Raw genomic sequence first — 22,289 nt, 5'->3', positions numbered from 1 at the left:
AATTTTAGCTTTCGACAGGTCGCGCACGAAAAGATCGTCGATCAGCAGCGCCGCGCGGCTGGCATTACGCGCGACCAGCTTTCTCGTCCCCCGGAAGCACGTAGTTCGGACCTTCCCACGGGCTTTCGAAATCAAATTCGCGAAATTCCTGGGTCAGCTTGACCGGCTCGTAGACGACGCGTTTCTTCTCGTCGTCATATCGCACCTCGACGTAGCCGGTCAGCGGAAAGTCCTTTCGCATCGGATAGCCCTGAAAGCCGTAATCGGTCAGGATGCGGCGAAGGTCGGGGTGTCCGGTGAAGCGGATTCCGTAGAGGTCGTAGGCCTCGCGCTCATACCAGTTCGCCGCCGGAAACACGTTGTTGACGCTCGCAACGGGAGTCGCCTCGTCAGTCGTGATTTTGACTCGCACCCGCTGATTGAGGCGCGGCGACAGGAGGTGGTAGACGACGTCGAAGCGCTCTTTGCGTTCGGGATAGTCGACGCCGCAGATATCGATCAGCACTTCGAATTTGCAGCCGGGATCGTCGCGCAGCAGGGTCAGCACTTCGACGATACTGTCGCGCGCAACCGTCAGTGTCAGCTGATCATACGCACACGACGTCGATGTGACGCTCGACCCGAGGCGATCTGAAATGTGTGCAGCAAGATCGTTCAGCGCAGCCGGCATGTTGTCGTATCCGATGTTTCGAGACCGCTTACCCTCGCCTAACGCTCGATCGTACCCGTCCTGCGGATTTTCCGCTGCAACAGCAGCACGCCATAAACCAGCGCCTCTGCGGTCGGCGGGCAACCCGGCACGTAGACATCGACCGGCACGATACGGTCGCATCCGCGTACGACGGCGTAGGAATAATGATAGTAGCCGCCGCCGTTGGCGCAGCTCCCCATCGAAATGACGTAGCGGGGCTCAGGCATCTGGTCATAGACCTTCCGCAAGGCCGGGGCCATCTTGTTGGTCAGCGTGCCGGCGACGATCATCACGTCAGATTGGCGGGGCGAGGCGCGCGGCGCGAACCCGAATCTCTCTAGATCGTAGCGCGGCATCGAAGCCTGCATCATTTCGACCGCGCAGCACGCCAGGCCGAACGTCATCCACATGAGGGACCCGGTCCGTGCCCAGTTGATCAGATCGTCCGTCGTGGTGACAAGAAAACCCTTGTCGGCAAGCTCGTTGGAGACGCCGGTTAAGAATGGATCGTCGGCGCTACGCTCCGCGGGCAAAGCTCCACCTGGCATACCTTCGCGCGCCCGGTCGAACACCAGACCGCCAAATCCTTCATCAGCGCGGATCACTCCCATTCAAGGGCGCCCTTCTTCCATTCGTAGATAAAGCCGATGGTGAGCACGCCCAGGAAGGCCATCATCGACCAGAAACCAAAGAGGCCGACTTCCTTGAACGCAACCGCCCAGGGAAAGAGAAACGCGATCTCGAGGTCGAAAATGATGAACAGGATCGACACGAGATAGTAGCGTACGTCGAACTTCATGCGCGCATCGTCAAAGGCGTTGAAGCCGCATTCGTAGGCCGAAACCTTTTCGGGATCGGGATTTCTGACGGCGACGAGGAACGGCGCGACCATCAGGGCTGCGCCGATGAACAGCGCGACGCCGATGAAAATCGCGATCGGCAGGTATTGCGTAGTGAGAAGGTCGTTCATCGCATCTCGTCCGGACGGCAGCGGACCCGCTGACACATTATATACGCAGCATACGGGCACGGTGTTAGCCCACACCGTTGTGCAGCGCAACTCCGTGTCACAGCGGCCGAGTCAAAGAGGGTTAGCCCATAAAATTGGCTGAATTTGTAGCAGCGGCGCACTCTCCCTGTGCGACGATCCTGCACCACTCCGGCAAATTATCGCGAAGCTGGCAGCAAATCCGTACATACCCCCTCGAAGGCTTCAGCGGACATACCAATCGTTTCCGATAGCGTCGGATGAGGCAGGATCGTCCTACCGATGTCGGTGGCGTCTGCTCCAAGTTCCAGCCCCAAGCAGATTTCGGCGATCAAATCGCCCGCATGCGTCCCTACGATGGCTCCGCCCAGCAGCCGGTGCGTTTCGGGATCGAAAAGAAGTTTGGTCAATCCTTCCGCACGGCCGTTGGCCAGTGCGCGCCCCGACGCCACCCACGGGAAGACGGCTTTCTTGAAAGCGACATTGCGGGCCTTGGCGTCCTGCTCCGTCAGACCCGTCCAGGCGATTTCCGGATCGGTGTAGGCAACGGACGGAATTTGGCGCGCATCGAAAAAGCTTTTTCCTCCGGCGGCGTTCTCGGCGGCCACGTGTCCTTGATGCACGGCCTTGTGTGCGAGCATCGGCTCGCCGACGATGTCGCCGATCGCGTAGATGTGGTGGGCGTTCGTGCGCATCTGCCGGTCTACGGCGATGAAGCCCTTGTCGCTAATATCGACGCCAGCCTTTTCTGCGGCGATTCGCTTGCCGTTCGGCTGCCTGCCGACGGCCACCAAAATCAGATCGTAGCGCTGCGGCTGCTCGGGCGCCGCTTCGCCTGCGAATTCTACATGGATGCCATCCAATTTCGCATCAATTGCGACCGCCTTCGTCTTCAGCATGATCCTATCGAAACGCGACGCATTCATTTTTTGCCAGACGGCGACGAGATCGCGATCGGCGCCCGGCATCAGGCCGTCGAGCATCTCGACGACGTCAACCCGCGCGCCCAAGACGGAATAGACGGTCGCCATTTCAAGCCCGATGATGCCGCCACCAAGAACCAGCATTTTCTTCGGGACGGCCCGCAACTCGAGGGCGCCGGTCGAATCGACGATGCGCGGATCGCTCGGAACAAAGGGCAAGGTTGCAGCTTCGGAACCGGCGGCGATGATGGCGGACTCGAAGCGGACGATTTTGGGGGCATCGCCATCGGCGGCTGCCACCTCGAGATGATGCGGATCGCGAAAGCGTCCGGTTCCTTGAATGACCCGCACCTTGCGTGCTTTGGCCATCGCAGCGAGACCGTCCGTCAGCTTTTTGACAACGGCGTCCTTATGGGCCGCGAGTTTCGTCGCGTCGATCTGCGGCGCGCCAAACGCAATGCCTTGGGCCGATAGAGCGTTGGCGGCGTCGACAACGGCCATCGTGTGAAGCAAGGCCTTGGAAGGGATGCATCCGACGTTCAGGCACACGCCGCCAAGCGTCGGCCTTTGATCGACGAGAACCGTCGCGATACCGAGATCGCTGGCGCGGAAGGCCGCAGAGTAGCCGCCTGGGCCTGCGCCTAGAACCAGCAGTTGGCACGCAAGAACAGTCTCTCCATCAGCGGTAAATTCCGCGGTTCCTGCGATCGGCGAAAAAGCGTTTTGTGCTGTCATCGCCGTTACCTACAGGACGAGCTGGCGGATATCGCCGAGCGCATCAGCCAGCGTTCGAAGGAAGCGCGCGGCAAGGACACCATCGACCGCGCGGTGATCGTAGGAAACACAAAGCGGCAATATCAACCGCGGCTTGAACGTCGCGCCGTCCCACACTGGCTTGATGCTGGCCCGCATAGCACCGAGAATTGCCACCTCCGGCGCATTGATGATTGGCGTGAAATTCGTGCCGCCGATGCCGCCGAGACTTGAGATCGAAAACGTTCCGCCCTGGATATCCTCTGGCGTAATGCGGCCTTCGCGCATTCGTGCCGATACGGAGCTAAGCTCCTGGCTAAGCTCAAGGATGCCTTTGCGATCGACGTCCTTGATCACCGGCACGACGAGACCGTCTGGCGTATCCACGGCGACGCCGAAATTGTAATATTTCTTCAGTATCAGCGCGTCCTTTGCCGGTGCCAACGAGGCGTTGAGGTCGGGGTGCTCCTTCAGCGCCATGACGCTGGCCTTCAGCAGAAACGATACGAGCGTGACTCGATAGCCTTTCGCCCTCGCATCCTCGTCCAGTTTCCGGCGATATCCATCGAGATCAGTGATGTCCGCCTCGTCCGAATTCGTGACATGCGGAATATTCAGCCAGGCGCGATGCAAATGCGGGCCGGCAAGCTTCCTCAATCGAGATAGCGGTTTTGACTCGATTGTTCCGAATTTCGAAAAATCCTGCGCCGGGATTTCCGGGATGCCAGTCGTAACACCGGCCTCGCCGCGCGCACTTTTGGCGATGTAACGCTTGACATCGTCCTTGGTGATCCGGCCTTTCTCGCCGGTGCCGGTGACTTTGGTCAGATCGACATCAAGCTCGCGGGCCGTCCTGCGTACCGATGGGCTGGCGTGGACGCCATCGAACTCAATGGGTGCAGGCGGGCTCGGTTCACTGGAAGATGGCGCCTCGGCTCTGGTGCCGGAAGGCGCGGCCGGTGCAGGCTCCGCGAGGCCCTCCGGTTGACGCTGCTCTTCCACTTTACGCGACTGCTTTTCAGGCTCCTGAGTCCCATCAACATCGAGCTTCAAGATGGCGCTGCCTTCGCTCACCTTATCGCCGATTGCAATCAGGACCGCCGATACTCTTCCCGGAAACGGCGCAGGAACTTCCATTGCCGCCTTGTCGCTCTCGAGCGTGATGAGCGGGTCGTCGGCTTTGACCTGATCGCCCGGACCGACGAGAACTTCGATGACCGGAACATCTTTGAAGTCGCCGATATTCGGCACCTTGACGTCGACGACGGACATGGCCGGTCCCTGCCTGATGAGCTGCCTGATTAGCTGTGCGCGGGATTTTGCTTTTCGGGGTCGATGCCGTATTTGCGGATCGCTTCGGCGACCTTGACGGACGGAATTCTGTTTTCGTCGGCGAGAGTTTTCAACGCCGCAACCGTGACGAAGTGGCGATCGACCTCGAAGAACGATCGCAAAGCTTTTCGGTAATCCGAACGGCCAAAGCCGTCCGTTCCCAAGACGCGGTAGCGGCCGGGCACGTACGAACGGATCTGTTCGGCGAAGAGCTTCATGTAGTCGGTCGACGCGATAACGGGGCCCTCTCCAAATTCGGAAAGCCGTTCCGTAACGTAAGGCGCGCGCGGTGTTTCGGTAGGGTGCAGCATGTTCCAGCGTTCGACGTCGCGCGCCTCGCGGGCAAGTTCCGTGAAACTGGTGACACTCCAGATTTCGGCCGACACATCCCAATCGTTCGCAAGCAGCTCGGCCGCGGCGATGACTTCTCTCAGGATCGCGCCGGAGCCCAGAAGCTGAACCTTATGGCGGCCCGCGGCTTTGGGTGCTTCGCGGAAGAGATACATGCCGCGCACGATACCGTCCTCGACGCCGGGCGGCATCGGCGGGTGTTCGTAGCTTTCATTCAAAAGCGTCAGATAGAAAAATACGTCTTCCTGGTCGATCAGCATGCGCTTCAGGCCGTGCTGGATCAGGACCGCGACTTCATAGGCAAAGGTCGGATCGTAGGAGACGCAATTAGGAATGGTCGCCGAAAGGACGTGGCTGTGGCCATCTTCGTGTTGCAGCCCTTCGCCGTTAAGCGTCGTGCGGCCGGACGTACCGCCGAGAAGAAAGCCCCTCGCCCGCATGTCGCCGGCCGCCCATGCAAGGTCGCCGACGCGCTGAAAGCCGAACATCGAATAGAAGATGTAGAATGGCACCATTTCGACATTCGACGTCGAGTAACTCGTCGCCGCCGCCATCCACGACGCCATCGCGCCGGCTTCGTTGATGCCTTCCTGCAGCATCTGGCCGGTCTTGTCTTCTTTATAAAACATCAGCTGATCGGCATCCTGCGGCCGGTAAAGCTGGCCCGTTAAGCTGAAGATCCCGAACTGCCGGAACATGCCCTCCATGCCGAATGTGCGCGCTTCGTCAGGCACGATCGGAACGATGCGTTTGCCGACCGTCGGGTCGCGCATCAGGGTCGTCAAAATCCGGACGAACGCCATCGTCGTCGAGATTTCCCGGCCCTCCGTGCCCTTCAATTGCGTTTCAAAACTTGACAGCGGCGGAACTTCGAGCGGCTCAGCTTTTCGCCGCCGAACCGGCAATGAACCGCCGAGGGCTTCGCGCGTCTTGCGGAGATAGTTTGCTTCAGGCGAATCCGGCGCAAAGCGTATCAGCGGCAGGTCGATGAGATCAGCATCGGCGATAGGAACACGAAACTTGTCGCGGAAATGCTTAAGAGCCTCGATGTCCATTTTCTTCGATTGATGTGCCAGCATCGTCGCTTCGCCGGCCGGCCCCATGCCGTAGCCCTTCACTGTCTTGGCGAGGATGCACGTCGGCTGATCTTTGTGGCGGACGGCGGCGGCGTAGGCGGCATAGACCTTCGACGGGTCATGGCCGCCGCGCGTCAACCGCCAGATCTTTTCGTCCGACCAGTCGGCGACGAGCGCAGCCGTCTCGGGATAGCGGCCGAAGAATTTCTCACGAATGTAGGCGCCGTCTTTCGACTTGAAATCCTGGTATTCGCCGTCAACGCATTCTTCCATCAACTGCGCCAGCTTGCCGGTCGTATCGCGCGCGAAGAGTTCGTCCCACTGGTAGCCCCAAACGACCTTGATGACGTTCCAACCAGCGCCGCGGAAGTTGCGTTCGAGTTCCTGAATGATTTTTCCGTTGCCACGCACCGGGCCGTCGAGGCGCTGCAGATTGCAGTTAATGACGAAGATCAGATTGTCGAGCCGTTCGCGTCCGGCGAGCGAGATCGCGCCAAGGCTTTCAGGCTCGTCCATCTCGCCGTCGCCGCAGAACACCCATACGTGGCGATCTTCGGTATCTGCCAGCCCGCGATTGTGAAGATACTTTAGGAAGCGCGCCTGATAGATCGCCATTAGCGGACCGAGCCCCATCGAGACGGTCGGGAACTGCCAGAAGTCCGGCATCAGCCAGGGATGCGGGTAAGAGGACAATCCGCGGCCGCCCACCTCCTGTCTGAAATGCAGCATCTGGGATTCGGTCAATCGGCCTTCGAGGAAGGCGCGCGCGTAGATGCCGGGTGACGAGTGGCCCTGGATCATGATCAGGTCGCCGCCATGATGCGCCGACGGCGCATGCCAGAAATGCATGAAGCCCGTCTCATAGAGCGTGGCTGCGGACTGATAGCTCGCAATGTGTCCGCCAAGTTCGGATGAGTCCTTATTGGCCTTCAGAACGATAGCCGCCGCGTTCCAGCGGATGGCCGCGACGATGCGATGCTCGATCTCGCGATCGCCGGGATGCTTCGGCGCGTCCTCGACGGAGATGGTATTGCGGTAGGCGGTATTGGAGGCGAATGGGATATAAGCGCCGCCGCGCCGGGCAGCGTTGACCACTTCCACGAGGATGTCGTCGGCCCTGCCAGTGCCTTCAAAGGCGATAACCGACGCTATGGAGTCGGTCCACTCGCGCAGTTCGACATCGTCGCCTTGCTGATCCCGTCCCATATCTCGTCGGGAATTCGTCACAGTAGAAGATGCACGGCGGGGCCAAAGAGTTCCCAAGCCCGTCGCCGGTCAGGCGCCCGGGAGGCTTATCGCCGTTTGGTTTCGCGCCCGCCCCAAGGTGCTCGATTTGGGTGGGCAATCGTCAGTCCCCGGTCGAATATTCTGACTTTTGCGGTCGCGAGTCGGGTAGAATACCGCTGAGCGGGACACACCTAGGCTGGAGGACGCTATGCCAGAAAGCGCGTTGTCGACGTTTATCATTCTCGTCGTGATCGGTATCGTTGTCGGACTGATCTTCAACCGTTACGGCCGGGGCTGGCTGGGTCGCCAAGTGGCCGATGCCACCGGCGTTGGCGATATTACCTACAGCCTTATCGGCATCGCGGGCTCGTTCATGGGTTACCATGTCGGCATCATCCTGGGCCTGCTGCCATCAGCTCTGCTCTATCTCATCGCCATCATTGGTGCCGCGTTGACGCTATGGTTGTGGCGAGGCAGGTGAGAACCACGGCGGGCATAGACGCGATCGCCCCAGGCATGGGGCGTTCGCAAAGCCGCCGTAGATGAAGACGGTATGGAGTGGTATCTCCGCGTTGGCGTTGTGCCCGGCACTTAGCTGTCCAAGGAATTTTCAGTGATGCGTCAAATTTTTGAAGATCGCGGCTTTCAAATCCACGCAATGGCGTACGCCGCGGTCAACATTCTTCTGATCGTGATCAATCTCACGCTAACTCCTGAACATTTATGGTTTTATTGGCCGCTTATCGGCTGGGGCATTGGCCTCGCCGGCCACGCCTATGGGGTCCACCGGAAATTGCAGGGATCACCTCAACGGCGCCGACCCGGATCGTAACGCGGTTCTCGTAACCGCGTTTTTTTTCGGGCGTGCTCGTAGCAGGATCGGCGACCCGTTTAATCGACCCCGCCGGGTTGCCAAATCAGCTGTTCGTTGCGACGCACGATGCCGTACAACCGCGCTACGGCCCGGCCATGATCCTGCTGTCGTTCCCGCAGCGCCTCGATGACGGTCGCCTTTGCCGACGCCGGCCATAGCTTCGATTGTGTTTCGTGAATTTGCACGGCGAGTTCACCAATAATCTCGCAATGCCAGAAGATTGCATCCTCGACGGTATAGGCGTCCAGCGCTTGCTCGGAGCATCGCCCCAGATAGTTAGGTGCCGCGTCCGCTTTAGCCGGGCTTAACACGGTTCCGCTTTTCGGCACGTCCGGCGCTCTCCGCTTCCGGCTATGGCGGACGGCGAGTGCGATCAAGAACGACGTCCATTTTTCGCTGTTATTGAGCCAATTCCGCAGCGGACTTCCCAGAGATCTCCCAAAGCTTTGAAAGTCGGGATTTTCCGGCATGACTGGAACTCCCTTCACGGCGCCTTGATCGAGGGCCAAAGCGGTGTACCGGTATAGCGCCGGCCCGCTCAAGCATTGACGCTTTATTGGCTGCTTTAGTTCCAGCACGCAGGCTTAAAGCCTGCCGGGGTGGACCGCATGGGCGAGCTTAAAAAGAGGGTTCGCCCGAGAGACGCGCATTATTCAAAAGGATCGAGCGGCCTGTTCAAGCCGAGGCAAACGTCGCGGCGATGCAGGTAATAGCATCGGTGACCGTCATAATAGTCGTCATAGGCGAATGGATCTCCGGCGTAGGTGGCAAAGCCAAACCCTGGTCCGTACGGCGGCCCCCGTCTTGAATAGCCTCTTTTTAGGCGGACGTTATAGCTCGAGTGATAGCTGGAGTGGCCGGTGATATGACCTCGGTGCGCGTGGTACAGTGACGTCGCGTCAGCCAGCGGTGTGAACGCCGTCAGAGCTAACCCAGCCACGAGGATCGTGAGCATGCTTGCACAATGGCTCATTTCAAGCCTCGATCTCATTATGGTTCGTCTCAACATCCGGCTTAGTCGAGCGGAAAGCCCCGGCCTCAAATATGCTAGAGGACCGGGGCTCCCAGGCATACCAGGTATTTCTAGGCCCCTCACAAGTACCGGAGAGTCCGCAAAAGCGGGTTTGTGAAGACAGGTACTCTTTGGAACCTATGATGAGGGGGTGCGAACACCGCGGTCATCAACGGAACTACCGGCGAGTCTACACAATGGTTTCGTGCCAGGCGCGGGTTTTGCAGATAAAGTTAAAAGTGCCGCGATGTAGCGTTAATAACGTAGCGTCTCGCGACGTTGAACCGTTCGGTTCTACCGGCATGGGTTTGCTTATCGAAAGTCGCTCTGCCGCCGCAAAATTTGCAAGCGAGGGCTCTCTTCCGGCGGCCAAGCCGGACGGTCAGATCCGTGAGTGGAGTTATCGGCAAGGTTTGCCGGTGATGCTACCTTGGAGATAGGCGCGCGATCGACCCGGAATTCCCGTTTGAAAAAACGCGTCAACTTCCGCGGCTTCCGTCAGCATTTCGGCAATGTCATCTGGCGTCAACGGTTCAGGCAAAAGCGTCTTCGGCGTATCTTGTCCGATGGGCGGAGAAATTGTTTTGGGCATCACGCAAACTCACCAACTTTGGGACGCCAGTACTTCAATGCGGTAAACCATGTTCAAACAAGAGGTTGTCGCAAGGTGGGATAGACCGAGCATCCGCGCTGCAGCACGCGACGAAGACTTGCGTAAACGAAACGCGGGGGATCAACTCTTCTAATGGCTCTACGGTCAAGCAGTTCGCTAGGGTCGGCGCTTTCGCTGGCACTGCCACGATTGAGAATCGAGACAAAGAAAGATGTTACGGTCGGCTTCCTGGCTCCGCTCTCCGGAAAACTGAAGTCTTGGGCCGAGCCCGGGTATCACGGGTGCTTGATCTGGAAAGAGAGGGTCAATGCCCAAGGCGGCATACAAGTTCGTGACCGGCAGTTCCTGATCGACATCATTCCGTTCGATACCGAATTCAAGCCGGGAAAAGCGTTGGAAGGCGCCCGAAAGCTGATCCTCGAGGACGGCGCCAAGTTGTTGGTCATGGTCGGCGGCAACGATTTTTCGGAACAAGTGCGCGATTTCGTCAATCAACAGAAGACGCTCGTTACGACACTACTACCCAGCGATCTGTCGCCGGACGCGCGGACGTTGATCGCGCCGTCCGAGGTCCATCCAATTTACAACGTAACGGGAGTTGATTGGCTGAAGCGTGACGAGCCGACGCTCAGAACCGTGGCGATGTGCACCCAAGACGACGCCCACGGCCTCCCCTCCATAGCAACATACCGGGCGGCCTTCGAAGCTGCCGGAATTGAAGTCGTCGCGGAGCGGCTGTTTCCCATCGAGACCACGGAGTTCTCCGGCATCGTTCGAGATCTGATGGCGCATCAGCCCGACATTTTGTGCTGGGACACGGCCTACGAGCCGTTCGTCCATGCGCTCACAATCGAGGCTTACCGGTTGGGTTTCAAAGGACGTTTGTTGTCCTGTACTTGCGACAACTATGTGGACTTGATCGACAAAACGAGCATGGATTTCATGGAGGGGTTCGTATTCCAATTTCCCGACTTCGATGACCCGAGACTGAACGAGCCGCAGATCAATTTCGAGAATCCCAACGCATTCTACGAAGAATTCTGCTCGCGATATCCCGGCGCCTGGAGTGCGGTGTCCTGGGAGTATGTTTCGACACTGGAACTCTGGAAGACCGCGGTCGAGCGGGCGCGCACGTTTGAACCGTCAACGGTCTTGGCGATGATGAAAGTCGGCGGCACGGGAAAACATGTATTTGGAGAAGCAGCCTGGTGGGGCCGCGAGCTTTTTGGAATCGACAACGCCTTGGTCGGCTACTGGCCGGTCGTCACAATTCAGAATGGCCGGGCGCGGATCGTTGAATTCGGATCAATCCTCGACTGGTGGGCGGCCCACAGCGACCTACTCTTGAAGCATATGCGCGAAATGCATTTGATGTGGGATCAGCGCCAAACCAAGCTCGTCGAAAGGCGCTGACGGGTGATGCTCCTCGCCTAAAGCGGGTACATCAGATCTTCCTGATTGCTCGCGACGAGAAGCTTCATGAACTCGACGGCCGCTTCAATATCCCGGCTTTCGAGAGCTTCGTAAATCGACCGCAATTTCTTTTGGCTTTCGCGAATGCGTACGGGCGAGAGCGTCTGGATTCGCGTGGCGCACCAATGCGGCTGTTTGCGAACCTCGCAGATGATCCGATACATGGTGATCAGCAGCCGATTGTGCGTGCCTTCGGCGACTTGCATCAAAAACCGCTTTTCGAGATGGGCGAACTGTTCGGCATCGGTGACGATCACATCGATTTCTTCCAGCAGCTTCCGCAAATTTACGAGATCGCGGACGGACATGTAGAGCGTAGCGAGTCTGGCCATTTCGGGCTCGATGAGCGAGCACACGACGCTCATCTCAAATGGCGACGCCGTTTCCACGATCGCCTTGACGTCCAGAGCATCGGCTGACGACACATCGGCGGAATTCTCGCCTGCGGAAGCTTCCGAGCCGGGCCGAGGACTACGGTAGACCACGAAGGTCCCGCTGTTCGGCCGCCGCTTCACGACATCATAGTGCTCGAGAAAATCGAAAGCCTGCCGGATCGTTGTACGCGTGATGCCTAACTCGTCCGCCAGATTTCGTTCTGCATCGAGGCGCGCCCCAAACGAGTACCGGCCCGTTGCAATTTGCATGAATATCTGGTGAGCGGCAGCCTTGACCTTTTCTTTGACGAACGGCTGATTTGCGTTGTCGCTATTCCAAGGAGCTACAGGGGTGATCAAGTTATTCATTCAGGTGTCTCGTTCTCAGTGAGTAGCAATATATTCAGGAAGCTAGCCGGCTTGCGCGACGTGCTCCCACTTCTACTAATCGGTCCGATGCAAACCCGCTGTCAGATAGGCGGCATCAACAAAGGGACGCATCTCGGACCGCGTCTGGCGAGCTACCGCGGGCCAGCGATCGTGCAGGAAACGCAGCTCGTCCGAGGGCAGCGTGGCGTTGCTTTCGGAGGACTCGTGCTTCAGCAGCAGTGCTTCGGCGCAGTCGATACCAAAAGCAGATTCCAGTGCAGTGATATCCTCTTGAACGTCAGCGCCATTTAATTCCGAAATGTTATGGCTCTGTACTAAACGTCGAGCCACGGCGTTCGTAATGGCGGCGGCACCCCTGCATATGCCGATGTACTTATCGCGCCGAATGCGCGTGAGTGTTTCCCCATGTCGCGACGCCAACGACAAATGAAAGGCCGTTCCGGCTCCGGCAAGCGGGACTTCGGCGACCTCGACGCGTCTCTCGGCAAGACGCCAGTGGGCGGCCGCATTTTGCAAAAAGTTTTCGGCCTCGCGGTGTTCTCCTGCGAGCAAACAACCGAATCCTGCATTGCTATAGGCGGCGGCGCGCCTCGGATCGCTATCTGCGAAAGACAAAACGAAATCGGCGGATTGGCGCCAAAGTCCAACCGATCGCGCCAATTCCCTTTCACGCTCGGCTGCAAATGCCGCCAATGTGCAGGACAACCAATCGTTTGAGCGCTCTGCGTTAATAGCGATCCCCAGCTGCTCGAAATAACGCCCGCATAACGGTGCGAAACTTTCTCGGGAAACTTGACGGCCTCATCGCAAGATCTGGCCGCCGCAAGTTTGCATTGCAATAAAAACAAGCTAGCGCGATCAACGACAATAATCAACCAAAATCCACCAAAAATTTGCGCCGTCCAAAATTACTCATGGATTCAATTGTCGCAAGCCGTTTTGCGCCGATTTAGCGAGCGTTTGTGCGCTGCAATCGGACAAGGTCGAGATAAATATTTTCCTGCAGAGAATGATTTTTTCGCTTGCGTTGAAATCGCAATGTCGGAATACTGTCCGCACAAGCTGCATATGGTTGGATATTGTGTAGTTTGGTTGATTTTGGTCGATAGCAAATCGCAGACCTTTGTATCCCGCGCGCTCACTTCAAAAGGCTTTTTGAATTTAGGCGAACGGTTGGGGAATAAGAAAAATAAAATCCGCGGAGGAACGAAATGGCGGTCGAAACACAAATATTGTCGGGACGATCATCGTCCGGCGAATTAGTGCGATCAATTGACTGGAAGGGTGCTTTTTGGGTGGCCAGCGGTGTGCCGGCCCTCGTTTTGTTTTCAATCGGCGGCATTGCCGGTACGACGGGAAAGGTAGCCTTTCTTGTTTGGGCGGTGTCCATGGTCATGGGCTTCATCCAATCTTTCACCTATGCCGAGATAGCAGGCCTCTTTCCAAATAAATCGGGCGGCGCTTCAATCTATGGCGCGGCTGCTTGGGTGCGTTACTCCAAATTGATTGCGCCACTATCGGTGTGGTGCAACTGGCTGGCCTGGTCCCCGGTCTTGTCTCTCGGGTGTTCGATTGCCGCTGCTTACATCTTAAATGCACTCGGCCCGATTCCTGCGGCCGACTCTCCGGATGTATTGGCGTGGGTGCAAGCTCATGCGAGTGCGATCCCGCTCGATAGTCCGCGCATTGCTGAATGGCTTGCGGCGAACGCCGGCCATACGGCAACGGAAGGCGTCAGCGCGTTGTTGGCTCAGGACGGAGTTGCAGCTCTGACTCCGGCGTTCCGCAATTGGACTCTATTCACGCATTCGCTCGGCCCGGTCACCTTCTCTCTGAATTGGGTGTTCTTTATCGGCGCGGTGCTCATGCTGATCACGTTCGCCATCCAGCATCGCGGCATCCTCGGCACGGCCAGCGTACAGAAATATATCGGACTGCTGGTCATCATACCGATGTTGATCGTCGGTGTGGTTCCCATCCTCACTGGACAGATCAATTGGGATAACTATTCGCCGTTGGTTCCGCTGAAGGCCGCATACGCTCCTGAGATGGGAGAGTGGAACGTCGGCGGCTGGACGCTGGTTCTCGGCGGAATGTTTATCGCGGCGTGGTCGACCTACGCTTTCGAAACCGCCATTTGCTACACAAGCGAGTTCAAGAATCCGAAGACCGACACGTTCAAAGCCATCTTCTTCTCGGGCCTTTTGTGCGTGTTGCTTTACACCTTGGTGCCATTCACGTTCCAAGGCGTCCTCGGCCTCAACGGCATGCTGGCAACGCCTATCGTCGATGGCTCCGGCGTCGCAAATGCGATGGCTACGATGGTCGGCGGTTCGGGCTTTGTGGTCAACATCATGGTGATGTTGATGATCCTGGCATTGATGCTGTCGATCATGACGGCGATGGCCGGATCGTCTCGCACGCTTTATCAGGGTTCCGTCGACGGCTGGCTGCCTCGGTATCTTGATCATGCGAACGAGCACGGCGCTCCGACGAGAGCAATGTGGACGGACCTGGTATTCAACCTGGGCCTTCTCGCGATCGCAGCCGCGGACGCTACCAGCTTCTTCTTCATTCTGGCGGTTTCCAACTGCTGCTACATCATCTTCAACTTCCTCAACCTGAACTCCGGCTGGATCCATCGTATCGACAATGGGCACATCCAGAGACCGTGGCGAGCGCCTACCATTCTGTTGGTCTTGGGCACCATGTTTGCGTTCGTCAACGCCGCCTTCATGGGTGCTGGAGCCAAGGTCTGGAACCCGATGGCGTTGTGGGCCGGCGCGATCGCTGCGTCCCTCATCATCCCGGTGTTTCTGTTCCGGCACTACGTCCAGGACAAGGGCAAGTTTCCCGCCCACATGCTTGAGGATTTGAACCTGACGGCTAACGATCTGCAACAGCGCAAGGCCGGCATCCTTCCCTATCTCACACTTGCTGCCGGTATTGTCGTGGTTCTCGTTGCGAACTGGTTTTTCGCGCTTCCGGCATGAAGCCGAAGCTGTGACGTGAAGCGTTCATCGCAGCAGTCCTTCGTTCTCAGTAAGGCCATTCTGAGCGGATTGTTGCGGTGAAACGGTCAGGGCGGAAGAAGCCTCCCTATTCGCCCTGACCCAACTTTAAGTGAATTTGCCTCCATGACCGCAAATGCGGAAGGGCGGCCTTTCACATTGCCAAGAGCGGAGAAGCACTGAGCTATGCTTGTAGCGGGAATCAAAAGCAGACCGGTCTATCGAGGACTGCGACCGGACCTGTTTGCAAAACAGAATATCGTCGTGACCGACGCCGCCGGCTGTGAAGCCGTCCTCGATATGATGAAGCTCGCCGACGAGGGCTTTCCGGCGCGAACCACCATTTTGCTCTGCAGGACGGGCGGCAACGGCAAAGACCCGCAGGACGTTCTCAATCCGTTGGGATTTGCCAATATCTGGTCGTTTCCGACGATCGAGACCGCCACTTCGCGCCTCAACGCCGCGCTGAACACGGCGCTGATGAGCACGAGACTTTATGCGACCGGCAGCGAACCGCTGATCGGTTCCGTCATTCGAACGGCGCTCGAGCATGGGATCGCGCACAATTCGGTCTTCACCGAGCACAGAGGATCGTTGAAGCGGCGCGTGCAATGCGTCCACTGCAAGGGACTGACCGAAGACGTCACGACCAATCCGGTGAAATGCGCCCACTGCGGGTTAACTCTTATCGTCCGGGACCATTATTCGCGCCGGTATGCAGCATTCCAGGGGGTTCGCATCGACGCAGAAGCTCCAGGAGAAATTCCAGAAACGAAGGCAGAATTCCAATGACCATGAGGAATCAGCGCCTCGTGCGTGTTGAAAGCATCGAGCGCGTCGCCAGTCAGATCAAACGATTTCATTTTGCGCCAATCGACGACGCGGCTTTGCCCTGCTTCTCGGCCGGAGCTCATGTGATCGTTACGATGCGCAAAGGCGACGCTGTTTACCGCAACCCTTATTCGCTTATGAGTTCGCCTTTGGACCCCAGGCGCTACTCTATAAGCGTGCTTCGGGTTGCGGAATCGCGCGGCGGTTCCGTCCATATGCATGAAAATGTCGAAGTGGGAGAGGTGCTGGAGATAAGCGATCCGCTTAATCTTTTTCCGATCGCCCACACCGCGCGCAAACACATCTTGATAGCGGGCGGCATCGGCATCACGCCATTCATGGCCATGCTGGCGCAATTCAGGAACGACAAGTCGCACTTTGAATTGCACTATGCGGTGAGGTCGCCTGAAGACGGGGCATATTTCAAAGCACTGGAAGCAGAAGGATTGCCTGGGGTCCGTCTCTACCGGTCGGATCGGGGCGAGCGGATCGCGCTCAACGCAATTCTACAAAATCAAAGGCTCGGAACGCACGTCTACGTGTGTGGTCCGCAACGAATGATCGATTGGGCATTGGAGACGGCGAAGCTGGAAGGCTGGCCGGATGAAAACGTCCATTCCGAGCACTTCAGCGTGCCGACGCCGGGAAACCCGTTTGTCGTCAAGCTCGCAACATCCGGGAAAGAGATACACGTCGGCGAACATCAGAGCATTCTCGAAGCTCTCGAGCAGGCTGGTGTCGATGCGCCCTACCTCTGTCGCGGGGGCGCCTGTGGACAGTGCATTACGCGCATCACGAACACCGAGGGCGGCGCCGTGCATCACAACGATCACTATCTCACGGATGAAGAGAAGAAGGAGGGAGACAGGATCGCAACATGCGTATCGCGCATGGATGGCGGATGCCTCACCTTGGATCTTTGATCCTCAATCTCAATTGAACGGAAGGAGTGCCTTCATGAATACATTCTTCAAAGACGAAACATTTCGCGACGACTTTACGTACGCCAACAGCCCTTCGGCAGTGGAGCGGTTTCCCTTCCCGTTCTGGGAAGACAAGTACATGTATTCGGTCAATATCGAACCGCATACGGCGGGACAGAAAGGCTCGGTCTACGAATTTCCGTTCGACATAGATGAGCACTATGTCTCGGACATGCGCGATCGGGCTCTGGTCCTAAAGGCAGATCCGCGTCGCGTTCAAGCGCTGCCTCATATGATGACGGCGCAGTGGGACGTCCTCGAACTGATCATGACGTCGCTGGCGCGAGACTATCCTCAGCATTTCACGCTGCAGCAGGATGGCAATCAGTGGCATTGGATCAATCGTCCTCTCGGTATCGAACAGAGCTTCACGTTCGGCGAGGTGTCGACGTTGCCGTACGAGCCTATGGAATACATTACGCGGCAGTGCCAGGGCGACTTCACCATTCTGGATCAGAGAGAGAACAATCTCTGGATGGATGCCGGTATCGCGACTTCGCAGGCGGATTGGTCGCTCGATTTCGATGTCGGCATGAATTTCATGGAATGGCATGGCCCCGTGCCGCTGGCGCATCAGGCCGGCGTTTTCGAGCGCGCGCTGAAGTATCTGCTCAATCTTCAGCAAGGAAAACCGGTGCGCCGCCTGAACTGGACGATGACGATCAATCCGCGGCTGGATACGAGCCCCGAAAATTACGACAAATGGGGTATCGACCGTTCCTCCGTCACCGAGGAAAACGTCGGCGATAAAGTGCATTTGCGTGTCGAGCTGCAGGCGTTGTGGCGGCTCCCGCGATCCAACGCGGTGCTTTTTTCAATCCGCGCCTATCTTATAAAAATGCGTGAACTCGTTACGCAGCCGGACTGGGCTCGCCGTCTCCCGCGAGTGCTCAAGTCGATCCCGCCAGAGCTCATCGACTACAAAGGGATCACCCGGTACCGAGACGTGACCCTGCAATGGCTCGAGAAATACGATGACGGCAAGCCCACACCTTCGGGCTTCCTGCACAAATAATAACACAACGGCGCGCTCGCCTTTCGATAGAGCGCGTCGCAAACGAGAAAAAGGAAACGCTCATGTCTACCTCACGCCAATCGGTGCTAAATGATCGCCATCGGAAATTGGGATCGGATCTGTCATCCTCATGGAATGACATGCCCGTGCCTCAGAACTATTCGACGTGCCCTTATGAGGAAACGGCAGCGGTTCGATATCGTGCCGGCCTGATCGACGTATCGGGACTGAAAATCGTGAAGGTCAGCGGGCCTGATGCCCAGGCTTTCCTGAATCATCTTCTCACGACCGATGTTTCCAAGGCCAAGCCAGGCGACTCTCACATCAGCAATATCGTCAACGCCGACGGCGCGCTGATCGATGATGTGCTGGTCTACGTCGACGGTCCGAACCAATACCGCGTGTCGCATGGCGGCGGCATTTTCGAAGAAGCAGCCAACGCCGCGAAATCGCGCTTCAAGGTCGAGATCGAGCGCGATAACAACGTTCACATTCTTTCACTGCAGGGACCTTTGGCACTGGAGACGCTGGCGCCTCACACGCCTATGAACCTGGCTTCTCTTGGCTATTTCCATCATGAAAAGACAACTCTTTTTGGAAAGCCGGTATCGATCGCCCGCGGTGGATACTCGGCTGAGCGTGGCTACGAAGTGTTTTGCTCGGCCACGGATGCGCACCACATCTGGGATTCCATTCTTGCCGCCGGAAAGGACAAGGGCGTGATGCCCGTATCGTGGTCCTGCCTCGACATCGTCCGTGTCGAAGGCGGCCTCCTGTTCTTCCCGTTTGACATGACGCACGGAGATACGACGCCCTGGGAAGTTCGTGCCGACTGGACGGTCGATCTTTCCAAACCGGATTTCATCGGCAAGCAAGCGTTAATCAATAAGAAGGGCAAAGAGCGGTCGGTCATTGTCGGCCTCGAGGTCGCCCATCCGGACGCCGTCACTCCGCTGTCGAAGATAACTTCGGGCGGCAAAGAAGTAGGGGTCGTTACCAGCACGACCTTCAGCCGGCATCTGATGAAGTCGTTGGCGATGGCGCAGGTTCATCCGGATTTGACGCGTCTCGGCACCGAACTCATCATTCATGACGGCGGCGACCTCAAAGCGACTGTAGTCCAGATGCCGTTTTACGATCCGATGCGACTAAAGACGCATCCACTTTCCGAGCGCACGTGATCTTCCGCGTGTGTGAACTGGCTGGGGGCAATGCTCCCAGCCTCTTTTCTCTTGAGTGACCTTGCTCGCAATTGTCGAACGGCGATGAAAGGTATTCACGAGAGGAAGGAATGGAAGTGGAGCAGACGTGGTGAGCATACCCGACCTTTCGCTAGTGATGAATGATGAAGGTGTGCCTTCTGCTTCTCAGCGTTTGAACTTTAGGTCGTGCCACAATCTACCGGAATGGTTGCGCAGTATTCAGAGCTGGCGCGGTTACATACCGGGCTATGAAATATCCGCATTAATCGATGCCGACGATGAAGAACCCTGCGCGGCCGTAAAAAGCGGCTCAATGGATGATCGGGACAACGTCGCCGACAAACGAAATCCTGCTCCGATCAGGGTGTGTGTCGGGCTTCCCTGCGCTCTCGCCGGCGCCGAAGCATTTTGTGATGAGATCACTTCAGCAAGATCGGGACATCGCGTCATTCGCGAAACGTGCATGGCCCGCTGCTGGATGGCGCCTGTCGCGGCGATCGGCGACGATGTCATATCGGGTGCCATCGACGGCGGAACGGTGAACGCCGATAGCGATGGACAGGCCGCCGATTCGAGCCAAGAAACCTTTTCCTCGTACACGAATGCGGGCGGATACGGCGTTCTCAAGAGTTGCCTCGCCAAGCGACGTTCCATCGAGAGCATCGTTTCTGCGCTGTCTGCATTGCCGTTGGCCTCGTTTGAAGGCGAGAAGCTTTCGATCGGTATTCGGATGCGGGAGCTCCGCGACACGGGGGATGTCGCCAAGCTTCTGCTGCTCGTTGACGACGCGCCGCCGGGCGTCATGAGCCAAACTTACCTTATCGAGCGCCATACACATTCGGTGCTCGAGGGCCTGCTGATAACGGCTTTGATCATTGGTGCGCCGGAGATCCTTGTTCATTGCAACAACCGGTACTCGTCATTGCGGTGCAGCCTCGAACGAGAATTGACGGTACTCAGCGCCTACGGTTTCGATCGCCATGTCAGCTTCACCTTTTCGGAATTTTCACCGGACACCCACAGCGATGACGTTCACCTCCTCCAAAGTTTGTGCCGCAGCTCGCTACAAAGAAGGGCGGGCGAAACGCAAAGATGTGAAGCGGCGTCGCTAACGCCTGCCTCGGTCCTTCTCGTTCGGCCCGAATTGTTGCGTTGGATCCCTGAAATTCTGTCCATGGGGATCGACAGTTTTTGCGGCCAGGATGGCGACGTCGACGGCGCTCCGATGTTGTATTCGATCGCCGGCCGCGTCATCTCGCCCGGCGTCTACAAAGCCGCCGCGGGGCGGACGGTAGACGAACTCGTTGCTATGGCGGGCGGCATCGAGAACGGCCACGACTTCGACAGTTTTATCGCGGGCGAATGGAGCAACACGGCACTACCGTCGCATTTGGGAAGTGTTCGCGTCGATTGCGAGACGGAAGGCTCGACCCATCCGGGCCGAAGCGTGCCGATCGTGGTCATCTCCAGCCGCGATCACGTGCCCCGGGCGTGCGCGTTTCGCACTGACCTTGTCAGCCGCGACCGCCGCAAGCCCAATCATGCGCCAGGAGGAAAATGAGAAATGTCTGGGAATACGTCGCTCTATGCACTTGTTGGAGGTGAAACTGGTCTTCGAAACCTAGTCGAGACTTTTTATGACGTCATCGAGTTCGAGCCCGAGGGCACGGATCTCAAAATGCTGCATCTCAGAGGAATGGGTGTTGCCCATTCGAGGATCGAGCAATTCGCTTTCTTGTCCGACTTTCTCGGTGGTCCGAAATTGTATGCCGAAAAACACGGCCACACGAACGTACGGGAAATGCACGTGCATATAGAGATCGACCGGAAGGCCCACGACGATTGGTTGAATTGCATGTCCATCGCCATTGACCGCGTCGGCTTGGACAAGGATGTCGGCAAGAAATTAATGAGGCATTTTCGCGCCGTAGCAGCAGGCTTGCAAAACCGCCCCTAGCTGCCGGAAAACCCAGGCATTTCGCGGCTTAAAATCATCTCCGGCCCAATCGTTGAGCCGGAGATTACATGCGAAGTTCTTTCGTTCATCGACGCGTTGACCCAATCACCCGACAAACGCCGAGCGATTGCGCGCGTCTCAAATTTCTCCCTTGAGACCCTTCTCGAAGTATTTGTGGATGACCTTATCCTGGTTTTCCAGCAGCCAATCGATCGACGGCTGGAAGGCCATCGCTTTATGAATGGCCAGCGTCGTCGCCTTGCGATGAATGTCGAACAGGATCTTGTGATCGAGATCCTTGATGGTTGCCACGGAAGGGTTCAGCCAGACCGAAACGATGATTCCCAATTCGTCGGCCTTGTCCCTGGGAATGTCGCCGGAGCGCACGGCATCCAGCACGCCCATAGCCGTAGCATACTGCACGGTACCCATCAGAATGTTGGTGTATCTTTCGTCCGTGACCGTCACTTTGCTGACGCAGAGTGTCGGCGGCCGGACCATGACGTCGGTATTGAGCAGCGCCAATACGCGGCTGTGACCTACCGTCTGATCACCGAGCAAGTTCGCGAACGCCGTACCGAACGGCCCGTCCATCTCGCCAATTGCGACTTCGGGTTCTGCGGCGGTTCCCGGCGGTCCGCCGGCGACAAGAGCCTCTCCGACGCGAATGCCAATTCGACCCGGTCGTTGCAACTGATTTTCTGCCGTCATCGCTAGCTGTTCCAATGCTGGTTATGTGAAGGAATCCCGCGTTATCGGTTGAGGATGCGGGACGTCGAGGCCGGGACCTGAGAAATCTCAGGCCACGCGTATTGCAAAGTGTTTCCGGACTTTTTCTTCAATGACCCACTGACCTTTGAAGCCGGCTTCCACTGCGAATGCATCGCCGGCTGCCACGTGAACGGGCTGGCCACCATCGGGTGTAATCGTAATCTTGCCGGCAATGAGGTGGACAAATTCATACTTGTCGTATGTGGCGTGGTAGGTGCCAGGGGTTGCTTCCCAGACGCCAGATATCATTCGGCCGTCCGATGAGGTGTTCAATATCCACGTCTTCATTGTCGGCTTGCCGGAAACGACTTTCCATCCTTCGAGGTCGGTTGTTATCGGCTGCTCACCGGTAGGGGGAAGCTTGGTGACGGGTTGCGTTGTCATGACGAGATTTCTTTCGAAGTTTTCTTGATCTGGGTTGGACAGGCTTCGCGACCCAGAG

Annotated in this window: 22 protein-coding genes; 10 read left to right on the top strand and 12 right to left on the bottom strand. The window is 57.5% G+C overall.

Annotation, left to right across the window (positions count from 1 at the left end; genetic code table 11):
- Positions 1 to 64: 64 nt before the first annotated feature.
- The 6 genes from VN623_RS11425 to aceE all read right to left on the bottom strand — a co-directional run bounded on the left by VN623_RS11425 (position 65) and on the right by aceE (position 7,320).
- Positions 65 to 670, bottom strand: coding sequence for an NADH-quinone oxidoreductase subunit C (locus VN623_RS11425; protein WP_325571110.1), 606 nt, complete (start codon positions 668 to 670; stop codon positions 65 to 67).
- A gap of 38 nt (positions 671 to 708) precedes the next feature.
- Positions 709 to 1,239, bottom strand: a complete 531-nt coding sequence (locus VN623_RS11420; RefSeq protein ID WP_325571135.1) for an NADH-quinone oxidoreductase subunit B family protein — start codon at positions 1,237 to 1,239, stop codon at positions 709 to 711.
- A gap of 53 nt (positions 1,240 to 1,292) precedes the next feature.
- On the bottom strand, positions 1,293 to 1,661 hold the full coding sequence (locus VN623_RS11415; RefSeq protein ID WP_325571109.1) for an NADH-quinone oxidoreductase subunit A: 369 nt from the start codon (positions 1,659 to 1,661) through the stop codon (positions 1,293 to 1,295).
- Positions 1,662 to 1,858: 197 nt separating this feature from the next.
- Positions 1,859 to 3,337 (bottom strand): dihydrolipoyl dehydrogenase, encoded by a 1,479-nt coding sequence (gene lpdA, locus VN623_RS11410; RefSeq protein WP_325571108.1) that lies wholly within the window; start codon positions 3,335 to 3,337, stop codon positions 1,859 to 1,861.
- A 9-nt stretch (positions 3,338 to 3,346) separates the two neighbouring features.
- Positions 3,347 to 4,627: a 2-oxo acid dehydrogenase subunit E2 gene (locus tag VN623_RS11405; protein ID WP_325571107.1), complete on the bottom strand. Its 1,281-nt coding sequence runs from the start codon at positions 4,625 to 4,627 to the stop codon at positions 3,347 to 3,349.
- A gap of 29 nt (positions 4,628 to 4,656) precedes the next feature.
- Positions 4,657 to 7,320 (bottom strand): pyruvate dehydrogenase (acetyl-transferring), homodimeric type, encoded by a 2,664-nt coding sequence (gene aceE / locus VN623_RS11400; RefSeq protein WP_325571106.1) that lies wholly within the window; start codon positions 7,318 to 7,320, stop codon positions 4,657 to 4,659.
- A gap of 229 nt (positions 7,321 to 7,549) precedes the next feature.
- On the opposite strand from aceE, the gene VN623_RS11395 reads away from it, so the two are divergent.
- Both VN623_RS11395 and VN623_RS13660 read left to right on the top strand, forming a co-directional pair.
- On the top strand, positions 7,550 to 7,822 hold the full coding sequence (locus tag VN623_RS11395; protein WP_325571105.1) for a transglycosylase: 273 nt from the start codon (positions 7,550 to 7,552) through the stop codon (positions 7,820 to 7,822).
- A 135-nt stretch (positions 7,823 to 7,957) separates the two neighbouring features.
- On the top strand, positions 7,958 to 8,173 hold the full coding sequence (locus tag VN623_RS13660; protein ID WP_414653208.1) for a 2TM domain-containing protein: 216 nt from the start codon (positions 7,958 to 7,960) through the stop codon (positions 8,171 to 8,173).
- A 59-nt stretch (positions 8,174 to 8,232) separates the two neighbouring features.
- On the opposite strand, the gene VN623_RS11390 is transcribed toward VN623_RS13660, so the two are convergent.
- Positions 8,233 to 8,544 (bottom strand): hypothetical protein, encoded by a 312-nt coding sequence (locus VN623_RS11390; RefSeq protein WP_325571104.1) that lies wholly within the window; start codon positions 8,542 to 8,544, stop codon positions 8,233 to 8,235.
- Between the two features lie 320 nt (positions 8,545 to 8,864).
- Complete coding sequence (locus VN623_RS11385) at positions 8,865 to 9,188, bottom strand: hypothetical protein (RefSeq protein WP_325571103.1); 324 nt, start codon at positions 9,186 to 9,188, stop codon at positions 8,865 to 8,867.
- Between the two features lie 841 nt (positions 9,189 to 10,029).
- On the opposite strand from VN623_RS11385, the gene VN623_RS11380 reads away from it, so the two are divergent.
- Complete coding sequence (locus VN623_RS11380; protein WP_325571102.1) at positions 10,030 to 11,253, top strand: ABC transporter substrate-binding protein; 1,224 nt, start codon at positions 10,030 to 10,032, stop codon at positions 11,251 to 11,253.
- A 17-nt stretch (positions 11,254 to 11,270) separates the two neighbouring features.
- Here VN623_RS11380 and VN623_RS11375 read toward each other — a convergent pair whose 3' ends face one another.
- Together VN623_RS11375 and VN623_RS11370 are read right to left on the bottom strand one after the other, a co-directional pair.
- Complete coding sequence (locus VN623_RS11375) at positions 11,271 to 12,056, bottom strand: FadR/GntR family transcriptional regulator (RefSeq protein ID WP_325571101.1); 786 nt, start codon at positions 12,054 to 12,056, stop codon at positions 11,271 to 11,273.
- Between the two features lie 75 nt (positions 12,057 to 12,131).
- Positions 12,132 to 12,692 carry a hypothetical protein gene (locus tag VN623_RS11370; RefSeq protein ID WP_325571100.1) on the bottom strand — a complete coding sequence of 187 codons (561 nt, stop codon included), beginning with the start codon at positions 12,690 to 12,692 and terminating at the stop codon, positions 12,132 to 12,134.
- Positions 12,693 to 13,348: 656 nt separating this feature from the next.
- Here VN623_RS11370 and VN623_RS11365 point away from each other — a divergent pair.
- The 7 genes from VN623_RS11365 (at position 13,349) to VN623_RS11335 (ending at position 21,076) form a co-directional block, all read left to right on the top strand.
- Positions 13,349 to 15,070 carry an APC family permease gene (locus VN623_RS11365; RefSeq protein ID WP_325571134.1) on the top strand — a complete coding sequence of 574 codons (1,722 nt, stop codon included), beginning with the start codon at positions 13,349 to 13,351 and terminating at the stop codon, positions 15,068 to 15,070.
- 204 nt (positions 15,071 to 15,274) lie between these two features.
- Positions 15,275 to 15,880: a dimethylamine monooxygenase subunit DmmA family protein gene (locus VN623_RS11360; protein ID WP_325571099.1), complete on the top strand. Its 606-nt coding sequence runs from the start codon at positions 15,275 to 15,277 to the stop codon at positions 15,878 to 15,880.
- Positions 15,877 to 16,842, top strand: a complete 966-nt coding sequence (locus VN623_RS11355; protein ID WP_325571098.1) for a PDR/VanB family oxidoreductase — start codon at positions 15,877 to 15,879, stop codon at positions 16,840 to 16,842. The genes VN623_RS11360 and VN623_RS11355 overlap by 4 nt, the downstream gene beginning before the upstream one ends.
- A gap of 34 nt (positions 16,843 to 16,876) precedes the next feature.
- A complete protein-coding gene (locus VN623_RS11350) occupies positions 16,877 to 17,917 on the top strand; it encodes a DUF3445 domain-containing protein (protein ID WP_325571097.1) in 1,041 nt (346 codons plus the stop codon).
- Between the two features lie 62 nt (positions 17,918 to 17,979).
- On the top strand, positions 17,980 to 19,098 hold the full coding sequence (locus VN623_RS11345) for an aminomethyltransferase family protein (RefSeq protein ID WP_325571096.1): 1,119 nt from the start codon (positions 17,980 to 17,982) through the stop codon (positions 19,096 to 19,098).
- 334 nt (positions 19,099 to 19,432) lie between these two features.
- On the top strand, positions 19,433 to 20,680 hold the full coding sequence (locus VN623_RS11340) for a hypothetical protein (protein ID WP_325571095.1): 1,248 nt from the start codon (positions 19,433 to 19,435) through the stop codon (positions 20,678 to 20,680).
- A 3-nt stretch (positions 20,681 to 20,683) separates the two neighbouring features.
- Positions 20,684 to 21,076 (top strand): group II truncated hemoglobin, encoded by a 393-nt coding sequence (locus VN623_RS11335; protein WP_325571094.1) that lies wholly within the window; start codon positions 20,684 to 20,686, stop codon positions 21,074 to 21,076.
- A 138-nt stretch (positions 21,077 to 21,214) separates the two neighbouring features.
- Here the strand turns inward: VN623_RS11335 and VN623_RS11330 are convergent, their stop codons facing one another.
- Together VN623_RS11330 and VN623_RS11325 are read right to left on the bottom strand one after the other, a co-directional pair.
- Complete coding sequence (locus VN623_RS11330) at positions 21,215 to 21,787, bottom strand: formaldehyde-activating enzyme (RefSeq protein WP_325571093.1); 573 nt, start codon at positions 21,785 to 21,787, stop codon at positions 21,215 to 21,217.
- Positions 21,788 to 21,874: 87 nt separating this feature from the next.
- Positions 21,875 to 22,231 carry a cupin domain-containing protein gene (locus VN623_RS11325; protein ID WP_325571092.1) on the bottom strand — a complete coding sequence of 119 codons (357 nt, stop codon included), beginning with the start codon at positions 22,229 to 22,231 and terminating at the stop codon, positions 21,875 to 21,877.
- Positions 22,232 to 22,289: the final 58 nt, after the last annotated feature.

This window comes from Hyphomicrobium sp., from assembly GCF_035572195.1.
Taxonomy (GTDB): Bacteria; Pseudomonadota; Alphaproteobacteria; order Rhizobiales; family Hyphomicrobiaceae; genus Hyphomicrobium_B.
The sequence above is the reverse complement of the archived record's forward strand: the minus strand, read 5'-3'. Positions and strand labels throughout refer to the sequence as shown.